The following is a 24,794-nucleotide window of genomic DNA, read 5'->3' as shown; positions in this document are numbered from 1 at the left end:
AGTTGCGTTTGGCAAGGCTGGCTCCCCCTTCTCCCTCTGTGGGAGAAGGTGTCGCCGCAGGCGACGGATGAGGGGTGTTCCAGCGGTGAGACGTTGGCGTACCCTGGAACACCCCTCATCCGTCTCGGCACTAACGCGCCGATCTTCCTTCTCCCACAAGGGGAGAAGGAAGAAGCGCACAAGCGCTACGCCAAATCCTCGGAATGCCCGATCTCGACACCATACTCCGCCGCCGAATCCAGCATCGTGTGCCACAGACTTTCAGCAAATGTCGCAAACATCAGCACGTTGAACACCGCCTGCCCATCCGGCCGGTCATTCCCGCGCCAGAGCGTGACGCTGGTGTGATCCATCGAGGTCGCGGCAGCCGCCCCAACCAGAAATGCATCGGGATGCAGATCGATCGACGACAGCTTGCCCAGCATCGCCCGCGCCTTGGTACCGGAGATACTGATCAGCACTCGCGCATGCGACTGGTCCGATAGCGAAGCGGAAGACGCGAACGTCTGGGCGAGTGCTTCAGTCCCATGCTTGCCGCCCTTCAACAGCACGAAGAACTGGTCCGGTCCCGACCAGATCAGCGTCGCATCCGAAGTCTGCACCGCCTTGGGTGTCTCAGGAGCCGCAACACCGAAGCTTGCCTTCGCAGCGTTGGCCAAATCTCCCGCCTTGCCGCGCCGCGCCATCACCTGGATCAGGTCGAAATTGCGGATTTCGGTCAGCAACACGCCGACATTGCCGTTCGCGCCGTAAGGCCCGACAACAAGTGCCCGCTCGAGCGGGCTACGAACATCCCAGGAAAAATCAGCCACGCTGGCGCCCTCCATCGGGATCGTAGAAGACGGGATTGCAGAGCTCGACATCATAGTCTTCACCGCGCAGCGGATCATGCGCGTGGACGATCTCGCCGATGCGTTCGCGGCCGCGCTCGACAAGGCCGAGACCGATCCACTGGTCGAGCGTCGGCGAGAAGCAGACCGAGGTGACGTAGCCTTGGTCGTTATCAGGCCCGGGCGTCTGGCCCTTCGGGATGATGTGCGCGCCGGAGCGCAGGCGGCGCGCCTTGTCGATCGGCTTGATGCCGACCACGACCTGCCGGTCCGGCGCCACCAGCGCCTCGCGGCCGGCCATGACGCGACCGATGAAATCCTTCTTGGTCGACATCATCTTGCCGAGGCCGAGATCGGCGGCGGTCGTCATGCCGCTCAGTTCCGGTCCGGCGACATGGCCCTTTTCAACGCGCATGACGCCGAGGGCTTCTGTGCCATACGGCGTCACGCCGAACGGTTTTCCCGCCAGCATCAAATTGCGTGCCATCGCTTCACCGTAACGCGCCGGCACCGAAATCTCGAACGCCATCTCGCCGGAGAAGGAGATGCGGAACAGCCGCGCCTTGATGCCGCCGCGCAAAGCGACTTCGCGCACGCCCATGAAGGGAAAACCTTCGTTCGAAAGGTCCTCGGCAGGGTCGACGATTTCCTTCAACAGGTCTCGCGTCCTTGGCCCGGCAATCGAGAACTGCGCCCACTGGTCGGAGACCGAGGTCAGTTGCACGTCGAGTTCGGGGAATAGCACCTGCCGGCAGAATTCGAGATGCTGCATCACCAGCCCGGCCTTCGCCGTGGTCGTGGTGAGGAAATAATGGTCCTCGGCCAGCCGCGAGGTCGTGCCGTCATCATAGACGAGGCCGTCCTCGCGCAGCATCAGCCCGTAGCGGGCTTTTCCCACGGCAAGGTTTGAGAAGGTGTTGATGTAGACGCGGTCGAGGAAGGCGCCGGCATCGGGGCCGTGCACATCGATCTTGCCCAGCGTCGAGACATCGCAGAAGCCGACGCCCGAGCGCACCGCCTTGACCTCGCGGGTGACCGATTCCAGCCAGTCCTTCTCGCCCGCGCGCGGATACCATTGCGCGCGCTTCCACAGGCCGGTGTCGACAAAGATCGCGCCTTGTTCGGCCGCCCAGTGATGCGACGGCGTCAGCCGCGTCGCATGGAAATTTTCGTCGCGATGGTGGCCGGCAAAGGCGCCGATGGCGACCGGCACGTACGGCGGGCGATAGATGGTCGTGCCGGTCTCGGGAATGGATTTGCCCGACACCGCCGCCATGATGGCGAGGCCGGCGACGTTGGACGTCTTGCCCTGGTCGGTCGCCATGCCGAGCGTGGTGTAGCGCTTCAGGTGCTCGACCGATTCAAAACCCTCGCGCTGCGCCAGCTCGATGTCGGACGCGGTGACATCATGCTGCTGGTCGACGAAAGCCTTGCCTTTGCCAGCGACATGCCAGAGCGGGGTCAGCGAGAACGCCTCGTCGTCGGCGACCGGTGCCGATCCCGCATTGCCGATCCGGCTGGCGTCCCGCGCCGCTGCGGCGCCGGCCTCGAAACCTGCGCGCAGGCAGGCGCCTAGCCCGAAGTCGCCGTTAGCCGCACCTGCGGCGACCATACCGGGCGGCGCGCCGTCCGGCACGAAGGCGGCGATGTCGTCTCGCCATTTCGGCCGGCCGCGATGGTAAGAGGTGAGCCCGACCGCCGGGTTCCAGCCGCCGGAAACGGCAAGCCCGTCGGCCTCGACCTCGGCGCGCGCGCCGCCGGTCAGCGACACCGCTATTTTTCTTACGCCGTCCTTGCCGCCGCCGACGCCGCTGACCGAACCATGCAGCACGGTGAAGCCGTTCCTGGAAGCGAGAGAACGATGGGCAGGCGAGACGTCAGGCCGCGCGTCGATCACCGCCGCGATCTGCAGCCCGGCGCCGAGTGCCGTCTCGACCGTGCGCCAGCCATCCTCATTGTTGGTGAACAGCGCGATCCGCTTTGCCGGCGTCGCCGCATAACGTGTGACGTAGGTGCGGATGGCGGACGCCATCATCACGCCGGGCGTGTCATTGCCGGCAAAGACGATGGGACGCTCAATCGCGCCGGCGGCGACGACGCAGCGCTTGGCCACGATGCGCCACAGGCGCTGGCGCACCTGATGCTCGGGCGGTACCGGCAGATGATCGTTGACCCGCTCGATCGCCCCATAGGTACCGCCGTCATAGACGCCGAATAGGGTCGTGCGGGTCATGATGCGGACATCCGGCATCGAGCTGAGCTCGGCCAGTGTGCGCGACAGCCACTCCGCGGCCGGCAGACCGTCGATCGTGCCGCCATCCGACAACAGACGGCCGCCGGGCGCAAAATCTTCTTCGCACAGGATGACGCGCGCACCGCTGCGGCCTGCAGCGAGTGCGGCGGCGAGACCGGCCGGACCGGAGCCGGCGATCACCACATCGCAATGCGCCCAGGCCTTGTCGTAGTGATCCGGATCGGGGGTGACCGCCGCGCGACCCAGACCCGCGGCGCGTCGGATCGCCGGCTCGTAGACCATTTCCCAGAATTTTGCCGGCCACATGAAGGTTTTGTAGTAGAAGCCGGCGACGAAGATCGGTGCGAACAGCTGGTTCACCGACATCACATCGTGGCGCAGCGACGGCCAGCGGTTCTGGCTGGCCGCTTCGAGGCCTTCATAGAGTTCGGCCGTCGTGGCCTTGGTGTTGGCCTCGCGCCGTGCGCCGGTGCGCAGTTCGACCAGCGCGTTGGGTTCTTCCGAGCCCGCAGTCAGAATGCCGCGCGGACGATGGTATTTGAACGAGCGGCCGACCAGCTTGACGCCATTGGCGACCAGCGCCGACGCCAGCGTGTCGCCCTGGAAGCCGGAAGATGTCGTGCCGTCGAAGCGGAAGGTGAGGGGGGTGGAACGGTCGATGAGACCGCCGGATGAGAGACGATGAGAGGTCACGATGTCCAGCCTCTGATCCATATGGTGTCATGGCGAAGGATGGCGCCGCCCCTTACCCTCCCCCTTGTGGGGAGGGTCGCTGCGCAGCAGCGGGGTGGGGGNCCCCCACCCGGACCTGCGGTCCGACCTCCCCACAAGGGGGAGGTAGGGGGCTGGCGCTTTTCGCGACGGCTACGATTTCGACAGGATAGCTCATTTCGCCACCTGCCTCGCCCCGGCGCCCGCCGCCGGCTGCACCGCCGAGATCTCGTGCGTCAGCGTGTTGCGGGTGACCTTCAGCCAGGCCCGGCAGCCGCCGCCGTGATACCAGTTCTCAGCCATCACGCCGGCGACATTGTCGCGCAGATAGACGTAGTCGTAGACAGCATCCTCGCCGGCACCCGCCGCCGGCCGCGCCGGCTTGGCGTCGCCGAGATAGCTGAACTCGCCGAGTTCGCGTTCGCCGCAGAAGGGACAGACAATACGCATCTCGCCAGCCTCAGTGCAGGTTCGGTTGGGCGCCCTGGCCCTTTTCGTCGATCATGGCGCCAGTCCGGAAGCGGTCGAGCCGAAACAGCGCCGCCTCCTTGTGCGTTTCGTCACGCGCCAGCAGATGGGCAAAGACGAAGCCGGAACCGGGCGTCGCCTTGAAGCCGCCATAACACCAGCCGGCGTTGAGGTAGAGCCCGTCGACCGGCGTCTTGTCGATGATCGGCGAGCCATCCATCGACATGTCCATGATGCCGCCCCACTGGCGCAGAAGCCGCACGCGGCCGATCATCGGGATCAGCGCCATGCCGCCTTCGCAGACATCTTCCATCACAGGCAGATTGCCGCGCTGGGCGTAGGAATTATAGCCGTCGATGTCGCCGCCGAAGACCAGCCCGCCCTTGTCGGACTGGCTGACATAGAAATGCCCGGCGCCGAAGGTCATGACGCCAGGAATGAGCGGCTTGATCGCCTCCGAGACGAAAGCCTGCAGCACATGGCTTTCGATCGGCAGGCGCATGCCCGCCATCGCTGCGACACGCGACGATGACCCGGCGACTGCCATGCCGACCTTGCCGGCGCCGATCTTGCCGCGCGACGTCTCGACGCCAGTCACCTTGCCGTTGCCGTCCCGGACAAAGCCGGTGACGTCGCAGTTCTGGATGATGTCGACGCCGAGTTCGCTCGCCGCATGGGCATAGCCCCAGACCACCGCGTCATGCCGCGCGGTGCCGCCGCGGCGCTGCAGGAGGCCGCCCTGCACGGGAAAGCGCGCATGGTCGAAATTCAGGAACGGCAGCATCTTCTTCAGCGCTGCCTGGTCGAGCAGTTCGGCATCGATGCCATTGATGCGCATGGTGTTGCCGCGCCGCGCATAAGCGTCGCGCTGCGCATCGGAATGATAGAGGTTGAGGACGCCGCGCTGGCTGACCATGGCGTTATAGTTGAGGTCCTGCTCCATCCGCTCCCAAAGCTTCATCGAAAGCTCGTAGAAGCCGGTATTGCCGGGCAGGCCGTAATTGGAACGGATGATGGTGGTGTTGCGGCCGGCATTGCCGGAGCCGATCCAGCCCTTTTCCAGCACGGCGACGTTTCTGATGCCGAACTCGCTGGCGAGGAACCAGGCGGTGGCGAGCCCATGGCCGCCGCCGCCGATGATCACCACATCGTAGTGGTCCTTGGGCGCCGCATCGCGCCAGGTGCGCTGCCAGTTCTTGTGGCCGGAAAGGGCAGCACGGGCGAGCGAGAAGATCGAATATTTCATCAGGTCATTCCGAGGTCGCTCGCACCGCTAGGACGATTATATGTCCAGCGTGTGGTCGCGCTCCCATTGCGTGAAGTGCGAAGCATAGGAATTCCATTCCTGTTGCTTCAGCTTTAGATAAGCCGACGAGAATTCCTCACCCAGCGCCGCCTTGAGCGATTTGTCCTTGTCGTATTCGCGAAGCGCGTCGAGCAGGTTGAGCGGCAGCTTCGGCGCGCCCTTCACAGTGTGACCGTTCTGGTACATGTCGATGTCGTAGCGCTTGCCGGGATCGGCCTTGGAGCGGATGCCGTCGAGACCGGCGGCAATGATGACGGCCTGCAGCAGATAAGGGTTTGCGGCGCCGTCCGGCAACCGCAGCTCGAAGCGGCCGGGGCCGGGCACGCGCACCATGTGAGTGCGGTTGTTTCCGGTCCAGGTCACCGTGTTCGGCGCCCAGGTGGCGCCCGAAATGGTGCGCGGCGCGTTGATGCGTTTGTAGGAGTTCACCGTCGGGTTGGTGATGGCGGCCAGCGCCGAGGCATGTTTCATGATGCCGCCGAGGAAATTCTTGCCCTTGGCCGACAGGCCGAGTTCCATCGCGTTATCGGCAAAGACGTTGACCTTGCCGGCCTTGTCCCAGACCGAAATATGGGCGTGGCAGCCATTGCCGGTCAGGCCCTGGAAAGGCTTTGGCATGAAGGTCGCGCGCAGGCCGTGTTTCTCGGCCACCGACTTGACCATGAACTTGAAGAAGGAGTGCTTGTCGGCGGTGGCGAGCACATCGTCGAAAGCCCAGTTCATCTCGAACTGGCCGTTGGCGTCCTCATGGTCGTTCTGGTAGGGGCTCCAGCCCAGCGCCAACATGTGGTCGCAAATCTCGGCGATGACATCGTAGCGGCGCATCACCGCTTGCTGGTCGTAGCAGGGTTTTGAAGCCGTGTCGTATTTGTCGGAGATGACGCTGCCGTCCGGCGAGATCAGGAAGAACTCTGCCTCGACGCCAGTCTTGACATGCATGCCGTCAGTGGCGGCTTCCGCGATCAGCCGGCGCAGCGTGTTGCGCGGCGCCTGCTCGACTTCCTTGTCGTCCATGATGCAGTTGGCGGCGACCCAGGCGACATCGGGCTTCCACGGCAGCTGGATCACCGAATCCGGATCCGGCACCGCCAGCATATCAGGATGCGCCGGCGTGAGGTCGAGCCAGGTGGCGAAACCGGCGAAGCCGGCGCCGTCCTTCTGCATGTCGGCGATCGCCTGCGCCGGCACCAGCTTGGCGCGCTGGCCGCCGAACAGGTCGGTGTAGGAAATCATGAAATATTTGACGCCGTTCTCTTTGGCGAATGCGGCGAGATCGTTCCCCATTATAGTTCCTCGCTTATTTTGATGTGTTTTTTAGAAGCCGTTTTTCCCCGGTATCCAGTTGGTGCCGGCCAGCGGCACGCCAGCCATGGCGGCGGCTTCGATGGTGAGGGCTACGAGATCCTCGGGCTCGAGATTGTGCAGGCTGTTCTTGCCGCAGGCACGCGCAATGGTCTGCGCCTCCAGCGTTATCACCTTGAGGTAGTTCGCCAGCCGCCGTCCGGCGGCGATCGGATCGACCCGCTTCATCAGTTCGGGGTCCTGCGTGGTGATGCCCGCGGGGTCGCGACCCTCGTGCCAGTCGTCATAGGCGCCGGCGGTGGTGCCGAGCGCATTGTATTCGGCCTCCCAGCGCGGGTCGTTGTCGCCGAGCGCGACGAGCGCTGCCGTGCCGATCGACACCGCGTCGACGCCGAGCGCCAGCGCCTTGGCGACGTCGGCGCCATTGCGGATGCCGCCCGACACGATCAGCTGCACCTTGCGGTGCATGCCGAGATCCTGCAGCGCCTGCACCGCCGGCCTGATGCAGGCAAGCGTCGGCTGGCCGACATTTTCGATGAATACTTCCTGGGTGGCCGCCGTGCCGCCCTGCATGCCGTCGACGACGACGACATCGGCGCCGGCCTTCACCGCAAGTGCTGTGTCGTAATAGGGGCGGGCGCCGCCGACCTTGACGTAGATCGGCTTTTCCCAGTCGGTGATCTCGCGCAGCTCGAGGATCTTGATCTCGAGATCGTCCGGCCCGGTCCAGTCGGGATGGCGTGAGGCCGAGCGCTGGTCGATGCCCTTCGGCAGCGTGCGCATTTCGGCGACGCGGTCGGAAATCTTTTGTCCCAACAGCATGCCGCCGCCGCCGGGCTTGGCGCCCTGGCCGACAACGACTTCGATGGCGTCGGCACGGCGCAAATCCCTGGGGTTCATGCCGTAGCGTGACGGCAGGTACTGGTAGACCAGTTGCTTGGAATGGCCGCGCTCTTCCTCGGTCATGCCGCCGTCGCCCGTGGTGGTCGACGTGCCTGAGAGCGTAGCGCCACGGCCGAGCGCTTCCTTGGCCGGGCCGGACAGCGACCCGAAGCTCATGCCGGCAACGGTGATCGGGATTTTCAGCTCGATCGGCTTCTTGGCATAGCGCGAGCCCAGCACGACCGACGTGTCGCACCGCTCGCGATAGCCTTCCAGCGGATAGCGCGAGATCGAGGCGCCGAGGAACAAAAGGTCGTCGAAATGCGGCAGCTTGCGCTTGGCCCCGGCGCCCCTGATGTCATAGATGCCGGTCGCCGCGGCGCGGCGGATTTCGGAAAGCGTGTAGTCGTCGAAGGTCGCGGATTTGCGCGGCGTCGTCGGCGGGTTCTTGTAGGTCATGCTGCCTCAATACGCGTCGGCGTTGTCGATATTGAAATTGTAGAGCGTGCGCGCCGAGCCGTAGCGCTTGAATTCCGACGGCTTGACGCCGGTGACGCCGGCGCGGTCGAGCAGTCCCTGCAGCAGTTCGATATGCTCGGGCCGCATCTCCTTGGCGATGCAGTCGGCGCCCAGGCTTTCGACCTTGCCGCGCACGAACAGCCGCGCTTCGTAGATGGAATCGCCAAGTGCGTCGCCGGCATCGCCCAGCACCACCAGATTGCCGGACTGCGCCATGAAGGCCGACATGTGGCCGATATTGCCGTGCACGACGATGTCGATGCCCTTCATCGAGATGCCGCAGCGCGACGAGGCGTTGCCCTCGATGACGAGCAGCCCGCCCTTGCCGGTGGCGCCGGCATACTGGCTGGCGTCGCCCTTGATGACGATCGAGCCCGACATCATGTTTTCGCCGACGCCAGGTCCGGCCGAGCCGTGCACGGTGATGGCAGCGCCGTCATTCATCCCGGCGCAGTAGTAGCCGACGCTGCCGCGCACATCGATGCTGACAGGCTGGTCGACGCCGACCGCAACCGAATGGCTGCCCTTCGGGTGCAGCACTTCCCACGCCGTTTCGTTGGAGCCGGGCGTCAGATTGTGAAGCGCCTGGTTGAGCTCGCGCAGCGACGACACATCAAGATCGAAGACCCGGGACGCCTGGTCTTGCGCCGCCTTCGAAAGTTTGGTTGCCGGCATGGGCTCAATGCTCCCAGAAATAGACGGTTGCGGGTTCCGGCTCCCAGACCCTCGCATTGTCTATGCCGGGCAGCTTGGTCAGCGCCCGATATTCCGAGCCAAAGGCGACATACTGGTCGGTCTCGGCCATGACGGCGGGCTTGCAGGCGATCGGATCGCGCACCACGCCGAAACCGTTCTTGGTGCCGACGACGAAGGTGAAGAAGCCGTCGAGGTCGGACAGCGTGCCTTCCAGCGCCTCGCCGAGGTTCTTGCCATGCGCCATCTGCGAGGAGAGATAGGCGGCGGCGACCTCGGTGTCGTTCTCGGTCTCGAATTTCATGCCCTCCCGCACCAGCTCACGCCGCACATTGTTGTGGTTGGACAGCGAGCCATTGTGCACCAGGCACTGGTCGGCGCCGGTCGAGAACGGATGCGCGCCCATAGTGGTGACGGCCGATTCCGTCGCCATGCGGGTATGGCCGATGCCATGCGTGCCGGTCATCGAGCGGACGTCGAAGCGGTCGACGACCGCTTCCGGCAGACCGACTTCCTTGTAGATTTCCACCGCTTCGCCGGCGCCCATGATGCGCACGTCGGGGCGGATTGACTGCAGCGCTTCGCGCGCGGCATCGACCTTGTCGGGCGCGGTTCTCAACACTGCATGGGTGGACTTCACCGCTATGCTCACCGGCGCGCCGATGGCCTTTGCGAGTTCGGCGTCGAGGCCGCGGAAATCGCGCTCGGGCTTCGCGGACTGGATGGTGATCTTGGCTTCATTCCTGGAAGGCGCGCCATAGATGGCAATGCCGGCGCTGTCGGGGCCGCGATCGCTGAGCGATATCAGCATCTGCGACAGCATCGAGCCGAGCTGCGGCTCAAGCGACTTGTCTTTCAGAAAAAGTCCGACGATTCCACACATGTCAGCCTCCCGACGTTACCACTAGACGATGATGTATCGAATGCGTCGTGCGAATTCAATCGTATGAAAAAAATATTCCTGTAGTTACGTATCCGGCTCGATGCGGCCTTGTGAACTATCGCCGCCGTCGCGGGCGCTGTGAATCCATGTGGCGGTGCGGATGCGGGCTATTCTGTAGGCATCGAGGATCGACAGCGCATAGATCAGGAAGCCGCCGGCGTGGCGGCCGACGAAGCTGGCATCGGCCGGCGCGATCTTGGCCGTCACCCAGGCGAGGATCACCATGAAGAACAGGAACTGCAGGCCGCGCACGGGCACGCCCAGAATGACGTGGCCGCTGGCCGGTAAGACGATGGCAGCGCCGAGCACCAGATACGGGTTTGTCGGTGCGGGTGCGCTCATGCGACCTGCCTTTCCTGTCGGTTGATGGCATCGCGCAGCACTGAGGCCGAGGTCAGCAGTCTCTCGACCAGCGTTGGATCCAGCCTTGCGCCGCCGAATGCGGCCTGCCGGAACACGCCGTAGCGCGCCCGCTCGGCCTCGGCCAGCAGCCAGACGATGCGCACGCCGTTCGGGGTGATCAAGAGTTCCTTGGCGCGGCCTTCGGCAAAGATGTCGAGATGGCTGGCGATCAGGTTCTGCGGAAAGCGCGCCGCCCTGAGGTCGGTTCGCAGCACGGCTTCAGCCGGAAATCCCGGAGCCTTCGGCAGCGTATGCTGAAGATGATCGAAATTGGAGAAGGTCGTCGGCGAGCCCGGCCGCATCATCATGTCGAAGGTCGCCGGCACCGCAACCGGCTCTGTGATCGTGACACTCAACCATCGCGCCGGCAGCTTTCGCGTTGCCAGCGTGTCGACGATGGTGCGCAGCTGCACGCGCTGTCCGTTCCATGTGCCGGCCCAGGTGACAACGCCGGCTGTGCCATCGGAGACATCAACGGCATCTGTGATGACGGTCCGGATGCTGGCTGCCTCGGCTGCAAGATCAGCCTTGGCCTTTTTGCGGCTGGCGCGCGTATGCCAGGCGAGGTGCAGGACGAGAGCCACGGCGACCGCCCCGGCCAGCAATGCTGTCGTCACGTCAGACACCTCGTCACGCCATGCCCGCCCAGACCGGCAGGCCCTCTCCTGTCAATAGCCCTGCGGCTTCGGCCACGGCATGGTGAACTGGTCGCCGCGGCGCACATAGCGGTAACGGTAGAAGTGGAACCACAGCGAGATCAGGAAGTAGAAGGCGACCATGGCGATCAGCTGCGTGCCGTAGCCGAGGAAGATCGCAAAGAAGGTCACCACGCAGAGGCAAAACAGCACGATCGCCGGGATCGGGTGGAACGGGTGCGTATAGCCGCGGCGGATCGTGCCCAGCGGCCACTTTTTGCGGAACATCATGATGTTTATGCTCATGAAGGTGTATTGCAGCACGCCCGACAGGATTGAGAAGGTGATCGCCTGGTTGAGGTCGGCGATGAAGGCGAAGGCGAGCGCGATCGGCAACAGGAACAGGATCGAGCGATAGGGCGTGCGGTATTTCGGGTGCACGGCCGAGAACCATGTCGGCAGATAGCGGTCGCGTCCAAGCGAGAACCACGCGCGGGCCGCATCGTTGATACAGCCATTGGCCGACGCCAGTGCCGCGAGCAGCGTGGCGACGAACAACAGGTTTTCCAGCAGCGGGCTGCCGGTCAGCTTGCCGGCGTCCCACAAGGGATAATAGGTGATACCGAGGTACTCCCAGGGCATCAGCGAGGCGCAGACATACCAGGTCATGGCGGCGGCGATCAAAAGCGTGATCATGCCGGCCATGGTGCCGTAAGGCAGCGAACGCGCCGGCGAGCGCACTTCCTCGGCGGCCTGCGTGGTGCCTTCGATGCCGAGATAGTACCAGATGCCGAACTGGAAGGCCGCGATGACGCCGATCCAGCCATAGGGCAGCGCATTGCCGGGGGTGACCAGTTCGTTGAGCTTCAGCACAGCACCCTGCGTCCAGGGGCTGACCGAGAAGAACAGGATAACGATCGAGACATAGGCTATCGCCGTGATGACGAAGTTGACGTTGAGCGTCATCAGCACGCCGCGATAGTTCAGCCATGCCAGCACGACGATGGTGGCGGCAATGAAGGAGTTGTGGGTGAGCCCTTCGACGCCGGCCTTGGCGACGATGGTGTCGCCGAGCAGGATGGCGTCCGAAACCTCCAGCATGGTGTAGGCAAAGACCAGGAACAGCGCGACGTTGAAGGCCATCAGCGGCCCGACAATGTGCTTGGCCTGCGCGTATTGGCCGCCGGCGGCGGCAACCGTCGATGTCACCTCGGAGTCGATCATGGCGACCGAAGTGTACAAGAGCCCGACCACCCAGCAGACGATCAGCGCCGCCAGTGCGCCGCCCTTGTCGGCCGAGAAATTCCAGCCGGTGAATTCGCCGACCAGCACGATGCCGACGCCAAGCGCCCAGACATGGGCCGGGCCGAGCACGCGTAGCAGTGAAACCCTGTCGCCGTGTATTGCCGGTTCAAGCGTGATCGTCATTGTTCAATCCCCACTCAGATCCGGTGTTTTTCGGAAGCGGCTTCAAGCTCGCCTTCGCGCGAGGAAGTCAGCACCTCCTCGGAATAGGTCGTGTCGATCTTGAACCAGTCGTAGAGCATCCACAGCGCAAGCACGACCGAGATGCCCCACGATGCGTAAGAGAGTGCGACCCACATGAGCGTGCTTCCCCAAAATCTCTGGCGTTACTTGTCGTCGAACTTTTCGTTGATGACGTCGCGATATTCGCGGTCGGAGGCGCGGAACAGGAAGACGAAATAGCCGATCAGCACCGCCGCCATGATGATCAGCGTCGGCCAGTCGATGATGTAGTGGAAGCGGTTCTGGATGATGTCGTGCGCGGTCTCCGGCGTATAGCCGAGCTTTTCCCAGATCGAGGCCATGGTCGGGTTCTGTCCCAACGCTTCCCAGGTTTTGGCATCGAGCGCGTCGATGGATTTCGCCGCACCCGCCAGGCCGAGTTTCAATGGCAGCCACAGCGCCACGAAAATGGCGACCACGACGACCACGATATCGAAAATCTGCCCGGCCTTGCCTTGTTCCGGCGGCGTGTAGCGCGACATGACTTCTACCCCTCAGGACGTTCTGTTTTCAGGACTTGCGGTTGCGGGCCGCGTCGGCGTTCTTGATGTCGAGACCGTAGATGAAGTCCTTGTCTTCCTTGTAGTGATTGACCATCGCCAGGATGGCGGCCGTATTGAAGATCAGCACGGCGGCGGCAGCGATAGCGACGACGATCTTGATCCCGGTGTCCGGGATGTAGGGCCATGTCATGACAAGCACGAAGAGGATCGTCGCCCAAAGGCAGATGATCAGGAGCGCGGATCCGCGCAGGTCGGAACGGTACAGCGCTTCGATGCGCTGCTGCAGGTCTGACATCGGTTTCCCCTTTTCCAGCGCCCGACCCCGAATTGGCCGCCCGCTGCCCTCTTTCAACAGAGTGAAATTTTTTTCATAAATTCGGGCCGAATCCAGCAATTGTCAAGCCGATTCTACGTTGGGTTAACCGTTTGTCCCCAGCCGCGAATTTTGCCTGACAATGAAATTATTTGCTTCCGGGTATTGCGGCATCAGGACGTTTGCGATCAATATTCGACCAAATGCTCCCGCCTCGCGCAGGGAGCCGGGAACACAATAGAATTTTCGAACGGAGGATTTGCGGATGACGGCATCCTGGAGATTTTCGACCCTGGCGGATCGCCATCGCGCGTTAGGCTCGAAGCTCGAAGACTGGAGCGGCATGGGCACCGCCTGGACCTACGACAAGGACGCCGACGAGGAATACACCGCCATCCGCACCAGGGCCGGGCTGATGGATGTGTCGGGCCTGAAGAAGGTTCACATCACCGGGCCGCACGCCTCACACCTCATCGACCTGGCAACGACGCGCGACGTGGAGAAGATCTATCCCGGCAAGTCGGCCTATGCCTGCATGCTGAACGAGGCCGGAAAATTCACCGACGACTGCATCCTCTACCGCACCGGGCCGAACGCCTGGATGGTGGTGCACGGCTCCGGCACCGGCCATGAGGAATTGCAGCGCGCTTCCGTCGGCCGCGACGTATCGCTGCGCTTCGACGACAATCTGCACGACCTGTCGCTGCAGGGACCGACCGCGGTCGACTATCTCTCAAAGCATGTGCCGGGCATTCGCGACCTCAACTATTTCCATCATATGCAGACGCAGCTGTTCGGCTTTCCCGTCATGATCTCGCGCACCGGCTATACCGGCGAGCGCGGCTACGAGATATTCTGCCGCGGCCAGGACGCCGGCACGATCTGGGACAGGATCCTCGACGAGGGCAAGAGCGCCGGCATCATTCCGTGCCGCTTCACCACGCTCGATATGCTGCGCGTCGAAAGTTATTTGCTGTTTTATCCCTATGACAACTCGCAGAAATATCCGTTCGAGAACGAAGGCCCCGGCGACACGCTGTGGGAGCTCGGCCTCGACTTCACCGTCAGCCCCGGCAAGACCGGCTTTCGCGGCGCCGAAGAGCATTACCGCCTCAAGGGCAAGGAGCGCTTCAAGATCTACGGCGTGCTGCTCGACGGCAAGCAACCCGCGGATGAGGGCGCGCCGGTCTATCGCGACGGCAAAAAGGTGGGCGTGGTCACCTGCGCCATGTATTCGCCGCTGGTCGAGAAATCGATGGGCATCGCCCGCCTCGACGTCGACTGCGCGGTCAAGGACACCAAGCTCGAGATCCGCAACAAGAGCGGTTCGATCAGGGCGACGGCGCAGCCTCTGCCCTTCGACGATCCCAAAAAGACCAAGCGCACGGCGAAAGGCTGAGGCACAATCGACAGCGAGGGGTTTCGAGGTACGAAGTAGAGAATGGCAGCCAAAACGATCATCAGCCGGCCCATTTACGGAACCCTGTCCCCGCAGCCCGGCAAGCATCATCTTTTCGTGGCGGATGCGGAAGGCGCGCTGGCGATCGTCGATATGGCAAGGACGGCGCCCCCCGGCTTCTTCGACGGCGCCGAAATCGTCTTCATTCCCGGGGCCGACGGCAAGCACGTTGCCGCTCTTGAGGCACTGAAGTCCGCGCAATTTCATGTCGCGCCAACCTTCGCCAGCCTGCTGCCCCGGCTGAAGCAGACGCTTGCCAACGCGCATATGGGCCTGCGCCTCTATCTCGCCGGCACCGAAGGGCTGATCGGCCAGGCCATGCAGGTGGCGCTCGAAGCCGGCATCGATCATACCTCCATGCAGACCGAGCATCGCGGCTCATTGGCGCGGCGCATGCAGTGCGTGCATTGCAAAGGCATCACCGAAAATGTGACGACGCAGCCGGCCACCTGCGCGCATTGCGGCCTGCTGCTTCTGGTGCGCGATCATTATTCGCGACGGCTGGCAGCATTCCAGGGCGTCTGCATAAATGCCGAGGATCGCTCGGAGATCCCTCCCATAGAGGAGGTCTTCCCATGAGCACCGGCACCACCAAGCTCGATGTCGTCGTCAGCGACGTCGTCCCGGTCAACGAACTGGTGACGCGCTTCCATTTCCGCCGCCGTGACGGTGAGCTTTTGCCGACCTTTTCCGGCGGCGCCCATGTCGTGGTCGAGATGCGCGATGGCGACCGCACAAGGCTCAATCCCTATTCGCTGATGGGATCGCCGCTCGACACCCGCGAATACACCATCTCGGTGCGCCGCGACGATGTCGGCCGCGGCGGCTCGTTGTTCATGCACCGGAGCGTCAAGCCTGGCCTGGAGATGGTGGTCAGCTACCCCGTCAATCTGTTCTCGCTCGACCTCAGGGCAAAGAAGCATCTGATGCTTGCCGGCGGCATCGGGATCACGCCGTTCATGGCGCAGACCGCGCAGCTCGCCGGGTCCGGCGGCAATTTCGAGCTGCACTACACCTGCCGCACCGCCTCGCTCGGCACCTATGCCGATGTGCTGCAGGAGCGCTATGGCCGTCGCGTCCGGCTCTATCACGACGACCGCGACGAGCGCATCGAACTCGACCGTCTCTTGTCCTCGCAGCCGCTCGGCACCCATCTCTATGTCTGCGGCCCGGCCGGCATGATCAACTGGGTGCGCGAGCGCGCTGCGGCTCTCGGCTGGCCGGCGGAGACCGTGCACTACGAGCATTTCGCGGCACCCCAGCCCGGCCTGCCGTTCGACGTCACACTTGCCGTTAGCGGCAAGACCATCCGCGTCGGCGAGCAGCAGAGCCTGCTCGAAGCGATCGAGGCCGCCGGCGTCGATCCGCCCTATCTCTGCCGCGGCGGTGTCTGCGGCCAGTGCGAGACCAACGTCGTCTCGTATGACGGCAAGTTCATCCACAACGACCACTGGCTCAGCGAGGAAGACCATCGTTCCGGCTGCAAGATCATGCCGTGCGTGTCGCGCTTCGAAGGCAAGTCGCTGGTCCTGGAAAGATAGGAGGCCAGCTTGGGCATCACCTTTCGCAAGGAAACGTTTCGCGACGATTTCACCTTCAGGAACAGCCCGGAACACATCAGGCGGTTTCCGTTCCCGTTCCACGAAGACGCCTACATGTATGCGGTCAACATCGAGCCGCATGTGGTTGGCCCCAAGGGCAGCGTTCTGGAAAACCTGATCGACGTCGACGAGCACTATGTCGCCGAGATGCAGGACCGTGCACTGGTGCTGGCCGACGATCCGCTGCGCTGCCAGTCGCTGCCGCATATGACGCTGGCCGGCTGGGACCTGCTCGAACTTTTGATGGAGCAACAGGCACTTGGCTATCCCGAGCATTTCACCCTGACCCGCGACGGCGACCGCTGGCGCTGGATCAACCGGCCGCTCGGCATCGACGACACCTTCACCTTCGGCGACACCTCGACACTGCCTTACGGGCCGATGGAGTACATCACCCGCCAGAGCCAGGGTGATTTCTGCATTCTCGATCAGCGCGACGGCAATCTTTGGATGGACGCCGGCATGGTCACCACTCAGGCCGACTGGTCGCTCGATTTCGACATCGGCATGAATTTCTTCGAATGGCACGCGCCGGTGCCGCTGGCGCATGAGAAGGGGATTTTCGTCAGGGCGCTGAAGTTCCTCACCAACATCCAGCAGGGCAAGCCGGCGCGGCGTCTCAACTGGACGATGACCATCAACCCGCGCCTCGACACCAGTCCGGAGAATTACCACAAATGGGGCCCGGACCGCGCGACGGTGACGCCCGAAAATGTCGGCGACAAGGTGCATCTGCGCGTCGAACTGCAAAGCTTCTGGCGCCTGCCGCGCTCGAACGGCATCGTCTTCCCGATCCGCTGCTATCTGATCAAGATGGACGAACTGGTGACACAGCCGAAATGGGCAAGGCGACTGCACCGGGTGATCCGGGATTTGCCGGAAGAGCTGGCCACCTACAAGGGCCTGACGCGGTATCGGCCGACATTGGTGGAATGGCTGTCGAAGCTGGATGATGGCAGTGCGACGTCACCGGGGTTCGGGCCGGACTAAAGGCCCCCTCATCCGGCCGCTGCGCGGCCACCTTCTCCCCGAGCGGAGAAGAGATCGCCAGCGCTGACGCCAGACTCCTCTCCCCTCGGGGCAATCCGGGTGAGCGGGCTGCGGCGGTCCGACTACCCCGCGCTCTGCGGATAGCAAATAATCGACAGATACCGCATCGGAAGTTTCGTCAGTTGCTCCGGCCCGTGCGGCGCGTCGGCGTCGAAGAACAGGCTGTCGCCCGGCTTCATCGGATAGAGGTTGCTGCCGTGCCGGTACACCACCTCGCCCTCCAGCATATAGAGGAATTCCATGCCCTCATGCTGGAAGGTCGGGAACACATCCGAATCCTCGGTCAGCGTAATCAGATAGGGCTCGACGACGACGCCGCTGGTGTTGGAGCCGATATGGCCGAGCAGATTGTATTGATGGCCGGCGCGGGTGCCGCGGCGTTCGACATCTAGCCCTTCGCCGGCCTTGACGAAGACGGCGCTGCGCTCTTCCTCGAATCGGCGGAAGAAGGCGGTGACGGGAACGCCGAGCGCCCTCGACAGCGCCTGCAGTGTGGTCAGCGACGGCGAGGTGATGCCGTTCTCGATCTTCGACAGCATGCCCAGCGAAATATCGGTGGCGACGGCGAGATCGGCGACGGTGATGCCGAGCTTCTTGCGGAAGGCGCGCACCTCGCGCCCGATCGCCACCTCCAGCACTTTTTCGCGCGTGTCGCGAATGGCGTGCGGATTCTGCGTCAGCGGCGCGCGGATGGTTTTTCCGTCCACGGAGGCCTTTGCCGGTGGCTTTGCCCTTGTCGAAGCAGTCTTGGAATCGGAACTTGTCTTCGCCATCTCGCCTCCGAATCCCCATGATTATTTCACTCCAGGTGAACATATTCGGTGCCGATACAGAAACGCAACCGCGCAGCAAGCCCCTTAAGTCGAATGGTGTCCGAACAGGATTTACGCCGTCATCCGTTTTTCCGGAAATCCGCTGGGGCGAAACGCGGTTTCTCCACAAGGCCTGTTGACAGCATCCAAGAGGCAATTACTGTCCTGTGAGTGAAATTTGTTTCGTAAGAGCAATTCCAAAAATCGAATGACACCGGGAGGCCTGCCATGAAAACGCGCGTTGCCGTCATTGGAGCGGGGCCATCCGGTCTGGCCCAGCTCAGGGCCTTCAAGTCGGCTGCCGACAAGGGCGCCGAGATCCCCGAAATCGTCTGCTTCGAAAAGCAGTCGGACTGGGGCGGCCTGTGGAACTACACCTGGCGCACCGGCCTCGACGAGCATGGCGACCCCGTCCACGGCTCGATGTACCGCTACCTCTGGTCGAACGGACCGAAGGAATGCCTGGAATTCGCCGACTATACGTTCGAGGAGCATTTCGGCCGCCCGATCGGATCCTACCCGCCGCGCGCCGTTTTGTGGGATTACATCAAGGGTCGCGTCGAGAAATCAGGCCTGCGCAAATGGGTGCGCTTCAACAGCCCGGTGCGCATGGTCACCTTCTCGGACGAGACGAGAAAATTCACCGTCACCGCGCATGACCGCACGAACGACGTCACCTACTCCGAGGAGTTCGACAATGTCGTCATTGCCTCAGGGCATTTCTCGGTTCCCAACGTTCCCTATTTCGAAGGCTTTTCGACGTTCAACGGCCGTATCCTGCACAGCCATGATTTCCGCGATGCCATGGAGTTCAAGGGCAAGGACATACTGATCATCGGCCGCTCCTATTCTGCCGAGGACATCGGCTCGCAGTGCTACAAATACGGCGCCAGATCGATCACTTCCAGCTACCGCTCCAAACCGATGGGGTTCAAATGGCCGGAGAACTGGAAGGAAGTACCGCTGCTGCAGAAGGTCGTCGGCAAGACGGCGCACTTCAAGGATGGCACCACCAAGGACGTCGACGCCATCATCCTGTGCACCGGCTACCTGCATTCCTTCCCGTTCCTCACGGAAGAGCTGAAACTGAAGACCGCCAATCGCATGTGGCCGGACGGGCTCTATGAGGGCGTCGTGTGGGAGAAGAACCCGAAACTGTCCTATATCGGCATGCAGGACCAGTTCTACACTTTCAACATGTTCGACGCCCAGGCTTGGTTCGCCCGCGACGTCATCATGGGCCGTATCAAGCTGCCGTCGGTACAGGCGATGGCCGAGCACGGCGCCAAGTGGCGGGCACGCGAAGAGACGCTGGAAGACGCCGAGCAGATGATCTGGTTCCAGGGCGACTACACCAAGGAATTGATGGACCAGACCGACTATCCCGGTTTCGACGTCGAGGCGGTCAACCAAACCTTCATGGAATGGGAGCACCACAAGGCGGAAGACATTATGAGCTTTCGCGACCACGCCTACCGCTCGCTGATGACCGGCACCATGGCGCCATTGCACCATACGCCCTGGCTGCAGGCGCTGGACGACTCGATGGAAAGCTATCTTCAGGTAAAGGGCGTCGCGGCGGAATAGGTCGGCGTGATGCAAAACAATGCGCCGGCACCGGCCCGGTTTCAATTCAGAGGGTAGTCGGGAGCCGCATCGGTCTCCGTCACCTTGACCCACACCAATTCGCTATAATAGGCGCCCTCCGGGCCGGTGCCGTACATAGACAGCCTGTCAGCCATCAGCAGATGTGTCATGTCGTTGAGTGCCCGGCCGGTCGGCTCCTCGGGCCAGGCGAAGACGCCGTCGGTTTTGGCGCCGAACCTCACATCGGTGCAGCCGAAATCGATCTCGACCTTCCAGGACAGCAACGGCCTGATATCGCTGGGCGGCGGGCGCGGCGGATCGGGCTGCTCGAAGTGATGGTCGACCGAGACTCTCGTCGGCACTGCCGGCGTGATGCCTTTGGCTTTGAAGGAGGCGATGGCGTCGTCGCCAAATCTTGCGAGCAGGCCAGCGTGCCATAACCGGTAGGTCGCGCGGAAAAAGCCGCTGACCCGGATAGATTTGCCGTCGTTGTTGAAGACGTTCACAGCGGCGTAGAAACGGCGCAGTCGTGGCGCCAGCGCCCGCCAGTCGCATTCGGCCGGTGTCCCCGGCGTCGCGATGAAATCCTCAAGCAGATCGCTGCCGCGCACATTGGCGTTCAGCACCGTGCAATCCTCACCATGGATATGCCAGTGCCGCCGGAGCTCGGCTGCTGCGATGCCGGGCTTGCGCAGCTCTTCCACCGAGGCGCGAACCCGAGCAATCGCGTAGGACGTAGCCGCATCCAACGTCTCAAACCCCGAAACCACATGCTCGCCGGTCTTGGCCTTGTCGAAGACGACGACAGTAAAAGGCGGTTCGCGCTGATCGGGCATTCGGCAGCAAGCTCAGGCTGGTCGAGGATGAAGCAGCTTTCCGCGCGAAAATGCGCCAAGTCAAGAGCTGGAGCGCGGCCTGCCATTTCCAGAAGAGGCGAACTCCAGAAGAGGCGAAACCGTCTATCCGAGCCGTGCTTGAGCTTTCGCGGCTCAGGGGTCGGAAACCGACCGCGATGATGTTGATGGCAGGTTGTTGCCAGCCCGCGACAATGCCGCGACCCTGGACCGTGCGATGAACACTTCCTGGCCGAGATCGCGTGTGCCGGCCACGGGGCAGGTGATGATCATCACTTCAATCCAGCGGATAGTCGGGAGGCGCCTCCGTCTCGGTCACTTTGGCGGTTAGTATCTCGCAGTCGTTGGCCCAGTCGGGGCCATCGCCGCGCATGGCCATCATGTCGGCCATCAGCAGGAGCTGCATGGTTCTGAGCGCCCAGTCGGTGGGCTCTTGCGGCCAGGCGAAGATTCCGGCGGCGTCGCCGCCGAACTTCACGTCATGGCAGACGAAACCGACCTCGACCTTCCAGGATCGCAGCGTCACGCCTGGCGGCGGGTAGGGCGGGTCGGGCAGCTCGAAGTAATTGGCGACCATGAGCTTCGTCGGCTCCGCCGGCTCGATCCCCTTGGCCTTGAAGGCGGCAATGGCGTCGTCGCCAAAGCGCTCGAGGAGGCCGTCTCGCGTCAGCCTGTAGGTCGAGCGAAAGAAGCCGCCCGCCCAGACGGATTCGTTGTTGCCGTTGGAGATCAGTAGCGAGGCGCGGAAGCGGCGCAGCCTTGGTGCGAGAACTTGCCAGTTGCATTCGGCCGGCATCGACGGCGTCGCAATGAAATCGTCGAGTAGATCGCTGCCGCGCACTCCGGCGTTCAGCACCGAACAGTCTTCGCCATAGAAGTGCCAGAGCTGGCGAAGCTCAGCAGTGGCGATGCCGGGCTTGCGCAACTCCTCCACCGAGGCGCGAACCCGCGCAATGGCGTAGGACGTCGCCGCCTCCAGCGTCTCAAACCCCGAAACTACGTGCTCCCCGTCCGGCTCGCCGGTCTTGGCCATGTCGAAGACGAGTACGGCAAAAGGCGGTTCGCCGGGATTGGACATTCAACAATTATCCTAGTCTTGCCCGCGCCTTCGCCGTCCAGGCATTGAACAGCCGGTCTGCGACGATGCCGATGAAAGCGATGGCGAGACCCGCGACAATGCCGCGTCCGGAATCGGCCTTGGACAGCGCGATGAAGACTTCCTGGCCGAGGTCGCGTGTGCCGACCATGGCGCAGATGATGATCATCGCCAGCGCCATCAGGATCGTCTGGTTGACGCCGAGCATGATTTCGGGAAGCGCCAGTGGCAATTGTACCCGAAAGAAGGTCTGGCGCGGCGTGCAGCCGGAAACCTTCGCCGCCTCGATCAGCGCCGGCGGCACCTGCCGGATCCCGTGATTGGTGTAGCGGATCGCCGGCACCACGGCGAAGGCGACGGTGGCGATCATGGCGGTCACGTCGCCGACGCGGAACAGCATCACCACGGGAATGATAAAGCAGAAGGACGGCAGCACCTGCAGCGTGTCGATGATGGGCGTGACGATCTTTTCGAAGCGGTCGCTGCGCGCGGCCATCAGGCCAATCGGGATGCCGATCAGGCAAGCGATGAAGGCCGAGATGCCGCAGAGATAAACCGTCGCCATGGTCTTTTCCCACAGGCCGGTGACGGCGCAGAAGGCGGTCAGCGCGGCGACGAGGGCGGCGAGACGCAGGCCACCGAACTGGTAGCCGGCGAGGCCGAGCAGGGCCACCGCGCCGAGCCACGGAAAGCCTTCGCAGAAGGCGCGCAGCGGGTTCAGTACATTGAGGATGAGCGCCACGCGAAACGCTTCGATCACGTCGAAGAAGTTGATCGTCACCCAGCTCACCGCCGCCTTCCACAGTGGCGCAGTGGTGAAGGTGATCGCCTTCGGCACCGCCGCGAAGGCCGGTACGAACAGGCCGAGCAGCGTCGTCACGACCAGGATGGCGATGGCCAGCGACAGATTGGGATAGCGCCGCCAAACGCTCTGGTTCGCCTGCCGTTGAACGTGGCCTTTTGCCTGCTTATGCGCGATCGCCTGGCTCAGCCGGTCGAGCGCGATTGCGAGCGCCACAATGGCGAGCCCGGCTTCCATCGCTTCGCCGACCTTCAGCGCACGCAGCGCCAGCAGCACATCATAGCCGAGGCCGCCGGCGCCGATCATCGAGGCGATGATCACCATGTTCAGCGCCAGCATGATCACCTGGTTGACGCCGATCATCAGTGTCGGCCGCGCCGACGGCAGCAGCACGCGCCACAATTTCTGCCGCGCCGTGCAGCCGGCCATCTCTGAGAAATCGTCGATCTCGGAGGGCACCCGCGACAGACCCAGCATCGTTGCTCGCACCATGGGCGGCGTGGCGAAGATGGCGGTGGCGATCATCGCCGAGACCGGGCTGTTGCCGAACAGGAGCAGCATCGGGATGAGATAGGCGAAGGTCGGGATGGTCTGCATCAAATCGAGGGCAGGGGAGATGATCAGCCGCTCGGCCCATGGCTTGCGCCACGCCCAGATGCCGGCGAACAGGCCGGTGACGATGCAGAACGGCAACGCGATGGAAATCAGTGCCAGTGTCAGCATGGCGCTGGTCCATTGGCCGAACAGCGCGGTGTAGAGGAAACAGCCGCCGACCAGCATGCCGAGTTTTCTACCGCCCACGGCGTGCCCGGCGATGAAGGCGGCTACGCAGACGCCGATCCAGGACAGGCGCGGCAGGACATAGGCATCGGCACCGTGACCAATCTTGAAATTCTTGGCCAGCAGGTCGAGCGCGAAATCGAGGGGAACGCCGAGCACCGCGGTGATCGAGCGGGTCAGCCAGGACAAGTTCGACTTGATCCAGCGCATCAGCGCACTGACCCAGTCGGCGACCGGGATAACCGCCTCGGCCGGATAGTTGACGGCCCAGGGCAGCCTGTCCTGCAGCAGGAACACCGCGAGCACGGCGGCAAGTGCCAGCGCCCAGACCAGCAGCCAGCGCTGAACCGGCGTTCTTGTCTCGCTGGCGCTTGCCGTCACAATCATGCGCCGGCACTCGGTTTGTCGAGGCCGGCCAGCAGTCCGATAACGGCTTGCGGCGTCACCTCGCCGATCGACTTGCCGCTGCCGTTGACCACCGCGAACGGTTTTCCCGAAGCGACGATGCTGGCCGAGAAGCTGGCGATCCTGGCGTCGGGCGAAACCGTGCCGCCATGTTCGGCGCCATCGCAGGCACGCATCAGGCTGCGCGCCGAAATCACCTTGGCGCGGTCGACATCGCGGGTGAATTCGGCGACATAGTCGGTCGCTGGGTTGACAACCAGCTGTTCCGGCGTGCCGGTCTGGATGACCTCACCATCCTTCATGATGGCGATGCGGTCGGCGAGCCTGATCGCCTCGTCGAAATCATGGGTGATGAAAACGATGGTCTTGTGCAGCATGGTCTGCAGCCGCATCAGCTCGTCCTGCATCTCGCGGCGGATCAATGGGTCAAGCGCCGAGAACGGTTCGTCGAGGAACCAGATCTCCGGCTTGGTCGCGAGGCTGCGGGCGATGCCGACGCGCTGCTGCTGGCCGCCGGAGAGTTCGCGCGGATAGAAATGCTCGCGGCCGCGTAAGCCCACGAGATCGATCACCTCCCGCGCTCTCGCTTCGCGCGTCGGTCGGTCCTGGCCCTGGATGCTCAGGGGAAAGGCAATGTTGTCGAGCACGTTAAGATGCGGCAGCAGCGCAAAATTCTGGAACACCATACCCATGCGATGGCGCCGCAGTTCGATCAGCGCGGCGTCGGAAATCTTGAGCAGGTCCTTGCCTTCGAATTCGACCTTGCCGTGGGTCGGCTCGACCAGCCTGGACATGCAGCGCACCAGCGTCGACTTGCCGGAGCCGGACAGCCCCATGATGATGAAGATCTCGCCCTGGCGTATTTCGAGATCGACGGCGCGCACCGCGCCGACCAGTCCGGCGGCAGCGACATCGTCGATGCTGGCCTTGCCGTTACGCTCGCGGATGAAGCTGGCCGCGTTCGATCCGAACAGTTTCCAGACATTACGGCAGGCAAGCTTTATCGGCCGCGCATCCTCCGGCGTGCCAGCCGCCTGCGGTTCAGTCGCTTCCGTCATCC

24 protein-coding genes are annotated in these 24,794 nt (G+C 63.3%); 5 read left to right on the top strand and 19 right to left on the bottom strand.

Going from position 1 to position 24,794, the window contains the following annotated elements:
• Positions 1-185: 185 nt before the first annotated feature.
• The 14 genes from X750_RS146335 to X750_RS146400 form a co-directional block, all read right to left on the bottom strand.
• Complete coding sequence (locus tag X750_RS146335) at positions 186-812, bottom strand: sarcosine oxidase subunit gamma family protein (RefSeq protein ID WP_023687059.1); 627 nt, start codon at positions 810-812, stop codon at positions 186-188.
• Positions 805-3,798 carry a sarcosine oxidase subunit alpha gene (locus X750_RS146340; protein WP_023747958.1) on the bottom strand — a complete coding sequence of 998 codons (2,994 nt, stop codon included), beginning with the start codon at positions 3,796-3,798 and terminating at the stop codon, positions 805-807. The genes X750_RS146335 and X750_RS146340 overlap by 8 nt, the downstream gene beginning before the upstream one ends.
• Positions 3,799-3,969: 171 nt before the next feature.
• On the bottom strand, positions 3,970-4,245 hold the full coding sequence (locus X750_RS146345; RefSeq protein ID WP_023747957.1) for a sarcosine oxidase subunit delta: 276 nt from the start codon (positions 4,243-4,245) through the stop codon (positions 3,970-3,972).
• A 10-nt stretch (positions 4,246-4,255) separates the two neighbouring features.
• A complete protein-coding gene (locus tag X750_RS146350) occupies positions 4,256-5,509 on the bottom strand; it encodes a sarcosine oxidase subunit beta family protein (protein ID WP_023747956.1) in 1,254 nt (417 codons plus the stop codon).
• Between the two features lie 36 nt (positions 5,510-5,545).
• Positions 5,546-6,853 (bottom strand): type III glutamate--ammonia ligase, encoded by a 1,308-nt coding sequence (gene glnT, locus X750_RS146355; RefSeq protein WP_023684436.1) that lies wholly within the window; start codon positions 6,851-6,853, stop codon positions 5,546-5,548.
• Positions 6,854-6,883: 30 nt separating this feature from the next.
• A complete protein-coding gene (locus tag X750_RS146360) occupies positions 6,884-8,212 on the bottom strand; it encodes an FMN-binding glutamate synthase family protein (RefSeq protein ID WP_023687061.1) in 1,329 nt (442 codons plus the stop codon).
• A gap of 6 nt (positions 8,213-8,218) precedes the next feature.
• The gene (locus tag X750_RS146365) at positions 8,219-8,947 is read right to left on the bottom strand and encodes a GXGXG domain-containing protein (RefSeq protein ID WP_023668551.1); all 729 of its coding nucleotides are present in this window, start codon (positions 8,945-8,947) and stop codon (positions 8,219-8,221) included.
• Between the two features lie 4 nt (positions 8,948-8,951).
• Positions 8,952-9,848, bottom strand: a complete 897-nt coding sequence (locus X750_RS146370) for a glutamine amidotransferase family protein (protein WP_023668550.1) — start codon at positions 9,846-9,848, stop codon at positions 8,952-8,954.
• Between the two features lie 84 nt (positions 9,849-9,932).
• Positions 9,933-10,250, bottom strand: coding sequence for a hypothetical protein (locus X750_RS146375; RefSeq protein WP_023668549.1), 318 nt, complete (start codon positions 10,248-10,250; stop codon positions 9,933-9,935).
• A complete protein-coding gene (locus X750_RS146380; RefSeq protein WP_023704841.1) occupies positions 10,247-10,936 on the bottom strand; it encodes a hypothetical protein in 690 nt (229 codons plus the stop codon). Before X750_RS146380 ends, X750_RS146375 begins: the two co-directional genes overlap by 4 nt.
• Before the next feature lie 42 nt (positions 10,937-10,978).
• Positions 10,979-12,373, bottom strand: coding sequence for an APC family permease (locus X750_RS146385; RefSeq protein ID WP_023668547.1), 1,395 nt, complete (start codon positions 12,371-12,373; stop codon positions 10,979-10,981).
• A gap of 14 nt (positions 12,374-12,387) precedes the next feature.
• A complete protein-coding gene (locus X750_RS1000000164785) occupies positions 12,388-12,549 on the bottom strand; it encodes a hypothetical protein (protein WP_023668546.1) in 162 nt (53 codons plus the stop codon).
• A gap of 27 nt (positions 12,550-12,576) precedes the next feature.
• Positions 12,577-12,954 (bottom strand): hypothetical protein, encoded by a 378-nt coding sequence (locus X750_RS146395; RefSeq protein ID WP_023668545.1) that lies wholly within the window; start codon positions 12,952-12,954, stop codon positions 12,577-12,579.
• Between the two features lie 28 nt (positions 12,955-12,982).
• The gene (locus X750_RS146400) at positions 12,983-13,369 is read right to left on the bottom strand and encodes a hypothetical protein (protein ID WP_245261080.1); all 387 of its coding nucleotides are present in this window, start codon (positions 13,367-13,369) and stop codon (positions 12,983-12,985) included.
• A gap of 184 nt (positions 13,370-13,553) precedes the next feature.
• Between X750_RS146400 and X750_RS146405 the strand changes: the two genes are divergently transcribed.
• Genes X750_RS146405 through X750_RS146420 form a run of 4 tightly spaced genes read left to right on the top strand, consistent with a single transcriptional unit; the run spans position 13,554 to position 17,338 of the window.
• A complete protein-coding gene (locus tag X750_RS146405; RefSeq protein WP_023668543.1) occupies positions 13,554-14,687 on the top strand; it encodes an aminomethyltransferase family protein in 1,134 nt (377 codons plus the stop codon).
• A gap of 42 nt (positions 14,688-14,729) precedes the next feature.
• Complete coding sequence (locus tag X750_RS146410) at positions 14,730-15,326, top strand: dimethylamine monooxygenase subunit DmmA family protein (protein WP_023668542.1); 597 nt, start codon at positions 14,730-14,732, stop codon at positions 15,324-15,326.
• The gene (locus X750_RS146415) at positions 15,323-16,288 is read left to right on the top strand and encodes a PDR/VanB family oxidoreductase (RefSeq protein ID WP_023687064.1); all 966 of its coding nucleotides are present in this window, start codon (positions 15,323-15,325) and stop codon (positions 16,286-16,288) included. The genes X750_RS146410 and X750_RS146415 overlap by 4 nt, the downstream gene beginning before the upstream one ends.
• 9 nt (positions 16,289-16,297) lie before the next feature.
• On the top strand, positions 16,298-17,338 hold the full coding sequence (locus X750_RS146420; RefSeq protein WP_023687065.1) for a DUF3445 domain-containing protein: 1,041 nt from the start codon (positions 16,298-16,300) through the stop codon (positions 17,336-17,338).
• A 122-nt stretch (positions 17,339-17,460) separates the two neighbouring features.
• Here the strand turns inward: X750_RS146420 and X750_RS146425 are convergent, their stop codons facing one another.
• A complete protein-coding gene (locus X750_RS146425) occupies positions 17,461-18,171 on the bottom strand; it encodes an XRE family transcriptional regulator (RefSeq protein ID WP_023687066.1) in 711 nt (236 codons plus the stop codon).
• Between the two features lie 267 nt (positions 18,172-18,438).
• Here X750_RS146425 and X750_RS146430 point away from each other — a divergent pair, with 267 nt between their 5' ends.
• Positions 18,439-19,797: an NAD(P)/FAD-dependent oxidoreductase gene (locus X750_RS146430; RefSeq protein WP_023747954.1), complete on the top strand. Its 1,359-nt coding sequence runs from the start codon at positions 18,439-18,441 to the stop codon at positions 19,795-19,797.
• 41 nt (positions 19,798-19,838) lie between these two features.
• On the opposite strand, the gene X750_RS1000000163780 is transcribed toward X750_RS146430, so the two are convergent.
• From X750_RS1000000163780 to X750_RS146440, 4 genes are all read right to left on the bottom strand, one after another.
• Positions 19,839-20,633: a hypothetical protein gene (locus tag X750_RS1000000163780; protein ID WP_023747953.1), complete on the bottom strand. Its 795-nt coding sequence runs from the start codon at positions 20,631-20,633 to the stop codon at positions 19,839-19,841.
• A gap of 295 nt (positions 20,634-20,928) precedes the next feature.
• Positions 20,929-21,729, bottom strand: a complete 801-nt coding sequence (locus tag X750_RS1000000163775; protein WP_023747952.1) for a hypothetical protein — start codon at positions 21,727-21,729, stop codon at positions 20,929-20,931.
• Between the two features lie 7 nt (positions 21,730-21,736).
• A complete protein-coding gene (locus X750_RS146435) occupies positions 21,737-23,716 on the bottom strand; it encodes an ABC transporter permease subunit (protein WP_023747951.1) in 1,980 nt (659 codons plus the stop codon).
• Positions 23,713-24,792: a glycine betaine/L-proline ABC transporter ATP-binding protein gene (locus X750_RS146440; protein ID WP_023747950.1), complete on the bottom strand. Its 1,080-nt coding sequence runs from the start codon at positions 24,790-24,792 to the stop codon at positions 23,713-23,715. Before X750_RS146440 ends, X750_RS146435 begins: the two co-directional genes overlap by 4 nt.
• Between the last annotated feature and the right edge of the window lie 2 nt (positions 24,793-24,794).

Source organism: Mesorhizobium sp. LNJC391B00 (assembly GCF_000502535.1).
Classification (GTDB): Bacteria; Pseudomonadota; Alphaproteobacteria; order Rhizobiales; family Rhizobiaceae; genus Mesorhizobium.
Note: the sequence above shows the minus strand (reverse complement) of the source record. Positions and strands in the feature narration are given on the sequence as shown.

What these genes read in the sequence shown, in the direction of transcription:
- X750_RS146340 (WP_023747958.1), bottom strand. Translation starts at nt 3,798, where the DNA reads ATGGATCAGAGGCTGGACATCGTGACCTCTCATCGTCTCTCATCCGGC.
- X750_RS146345 (WP_023747957.1), bottom strand. Translation starts at nt 4,245, where the DNA reads ATGCGTATTGTCTGTCCCTTCTGCGGCGAACGCGAACTCGGCGAGTTC.
- X750_RS146350 (WP_023747956.1), bottom strand. Translation starts at nt 5,509, where the DNA reads ATGAAATATTCGATCTTCTCGCTCGCCCGTGCTGCCCTTTCCGGCCAC.
- glnT (WP_023684436.1), bottom strand. Translation starts at nt 6,853, where the DNA reads ATGGGGAACGATCTCGCCGCATTCGCCAAAGAGAACGGCGTCAAATAT.
- X750_RS146360 (WP_023687061.1), bottom strand. Translation starts at nt 8,212, where the DNA reads ATGACCTACAAGAACCCGCCGACGACGCCGCGCAAATCCGCGACCTTC.
- X750_RS146365 (WP_023668551.1), bottom strand. Translation starts at nt 8,947, where the DNA reads ATGCCGGCAACCAAACTTTCGAAGGCGGCGCAAGACCAGGCGTCCCGG.
- X750_RS146370 (WP_023668550.1), bottom strand. Translation starts at nt 9,848, where the DNA reads ATGTGTGGAATCGTCGGACTTTTTCTGAAAGACAAGTCGCTTGAGCCG.
- X750_RS146375 (WP_023668549.1), bottom strand. Translation starts at nt 10,250, where the DNA reads ATGAGCGCACCCGCACCGACAAACCCGTATCTGGTGCTCGGCGCTGCC.
- X750_RS146385 (WP_023668547.1), bottom strand. Translation starts at nt 12,373, where the DNA reads ATGACGATCACGCTTGAACCGGCAATACACGGCGACAGGGTTTCACTG.
- X750_RS1000000164785 (WP_023668546.1), bottom strand. Translation starts at nt 12,549, where the DNA reads ATGTGGGTCGCACTCTCTTACGCATCGTGGGGCATCTCGGTCGTGCTT.
- X750_RS146395 (WP_023668545.1), bottom strand. Translation starts at nt 12,954, where the DNA reads ATGTCGCGCTACACGCCGCCGGAACAAGGCAAGGCCGGGCAGATTTTC.
- X750_RS146405 (WP_023668543.1), top strand. Translation starts at nt 13,554, where the DNA reads ATGACGGCATCCTGGAGATTTTCGACCCTGGCGGATCGCCATCGCGCG.
- X750_RS146410 (WP_023668542.1), top strand. Translation starts at nt 14,730, where the DNA reads ATGGCAGCCAAAACGATCATCAGCCGGCCCATTTACGGAACCCTGTCC.
- X750_RS146415 (WP_023687064.1), top strand. Translation starts at nt 15,323, where the DNA reads ATGAGCACCGGCACCACCAAGCTCGATGTCGTCGTCAGCGACGTCGTC.
- X750_RS146425 (WP_023687066.1), bottom strand. Translation starts at nt 18,171, where the DNA reads ATGGCGAAGACAAGTTCCGATTCCAAGACTGCTTCGACAAGGGCAAAG.
- X750_RS146430 (WP_023747954.1), top strand. Translation starts at nt 18,439, where the DNA reads ATGAAAACGCGCGTTGCCGTCATTGGAGCGGGGCCATCCGGTCTGGCC.
- X750_RS1000000163780 (WP_023747953.1), bottom strand. Translation starts at nt 20,633, where the DNA reads ATGCCCGATCAGCGCGAACCGCCTTTTACTGTCGTCGTCTTCGACAAG.
- X750_RS1000000163775 (WP_023747952.1), bottom strand. Translation starts at nt 21,729, where the DNA reads ATGTCCAATCCCGGCGAACCGCCTTTTGCCGTACTCGTCTTCGACATG.
- X750_RS146435 (WP_023747951.1), bottom strand. Translation starts at nt 23,716, where the DNA reads ATGATTGTGACGGCAAGCGCCAGCGAGACAAGAACGCCGGTTCAGCGC.
- X750_RS146440 (WP_023747950.1), bottom strand. Translation starts at nt 24,792, where the DNA reads ATGACGGAAGCGACTGAACCGCAGGCGGCTGGCACGCCGGAGGATGCG.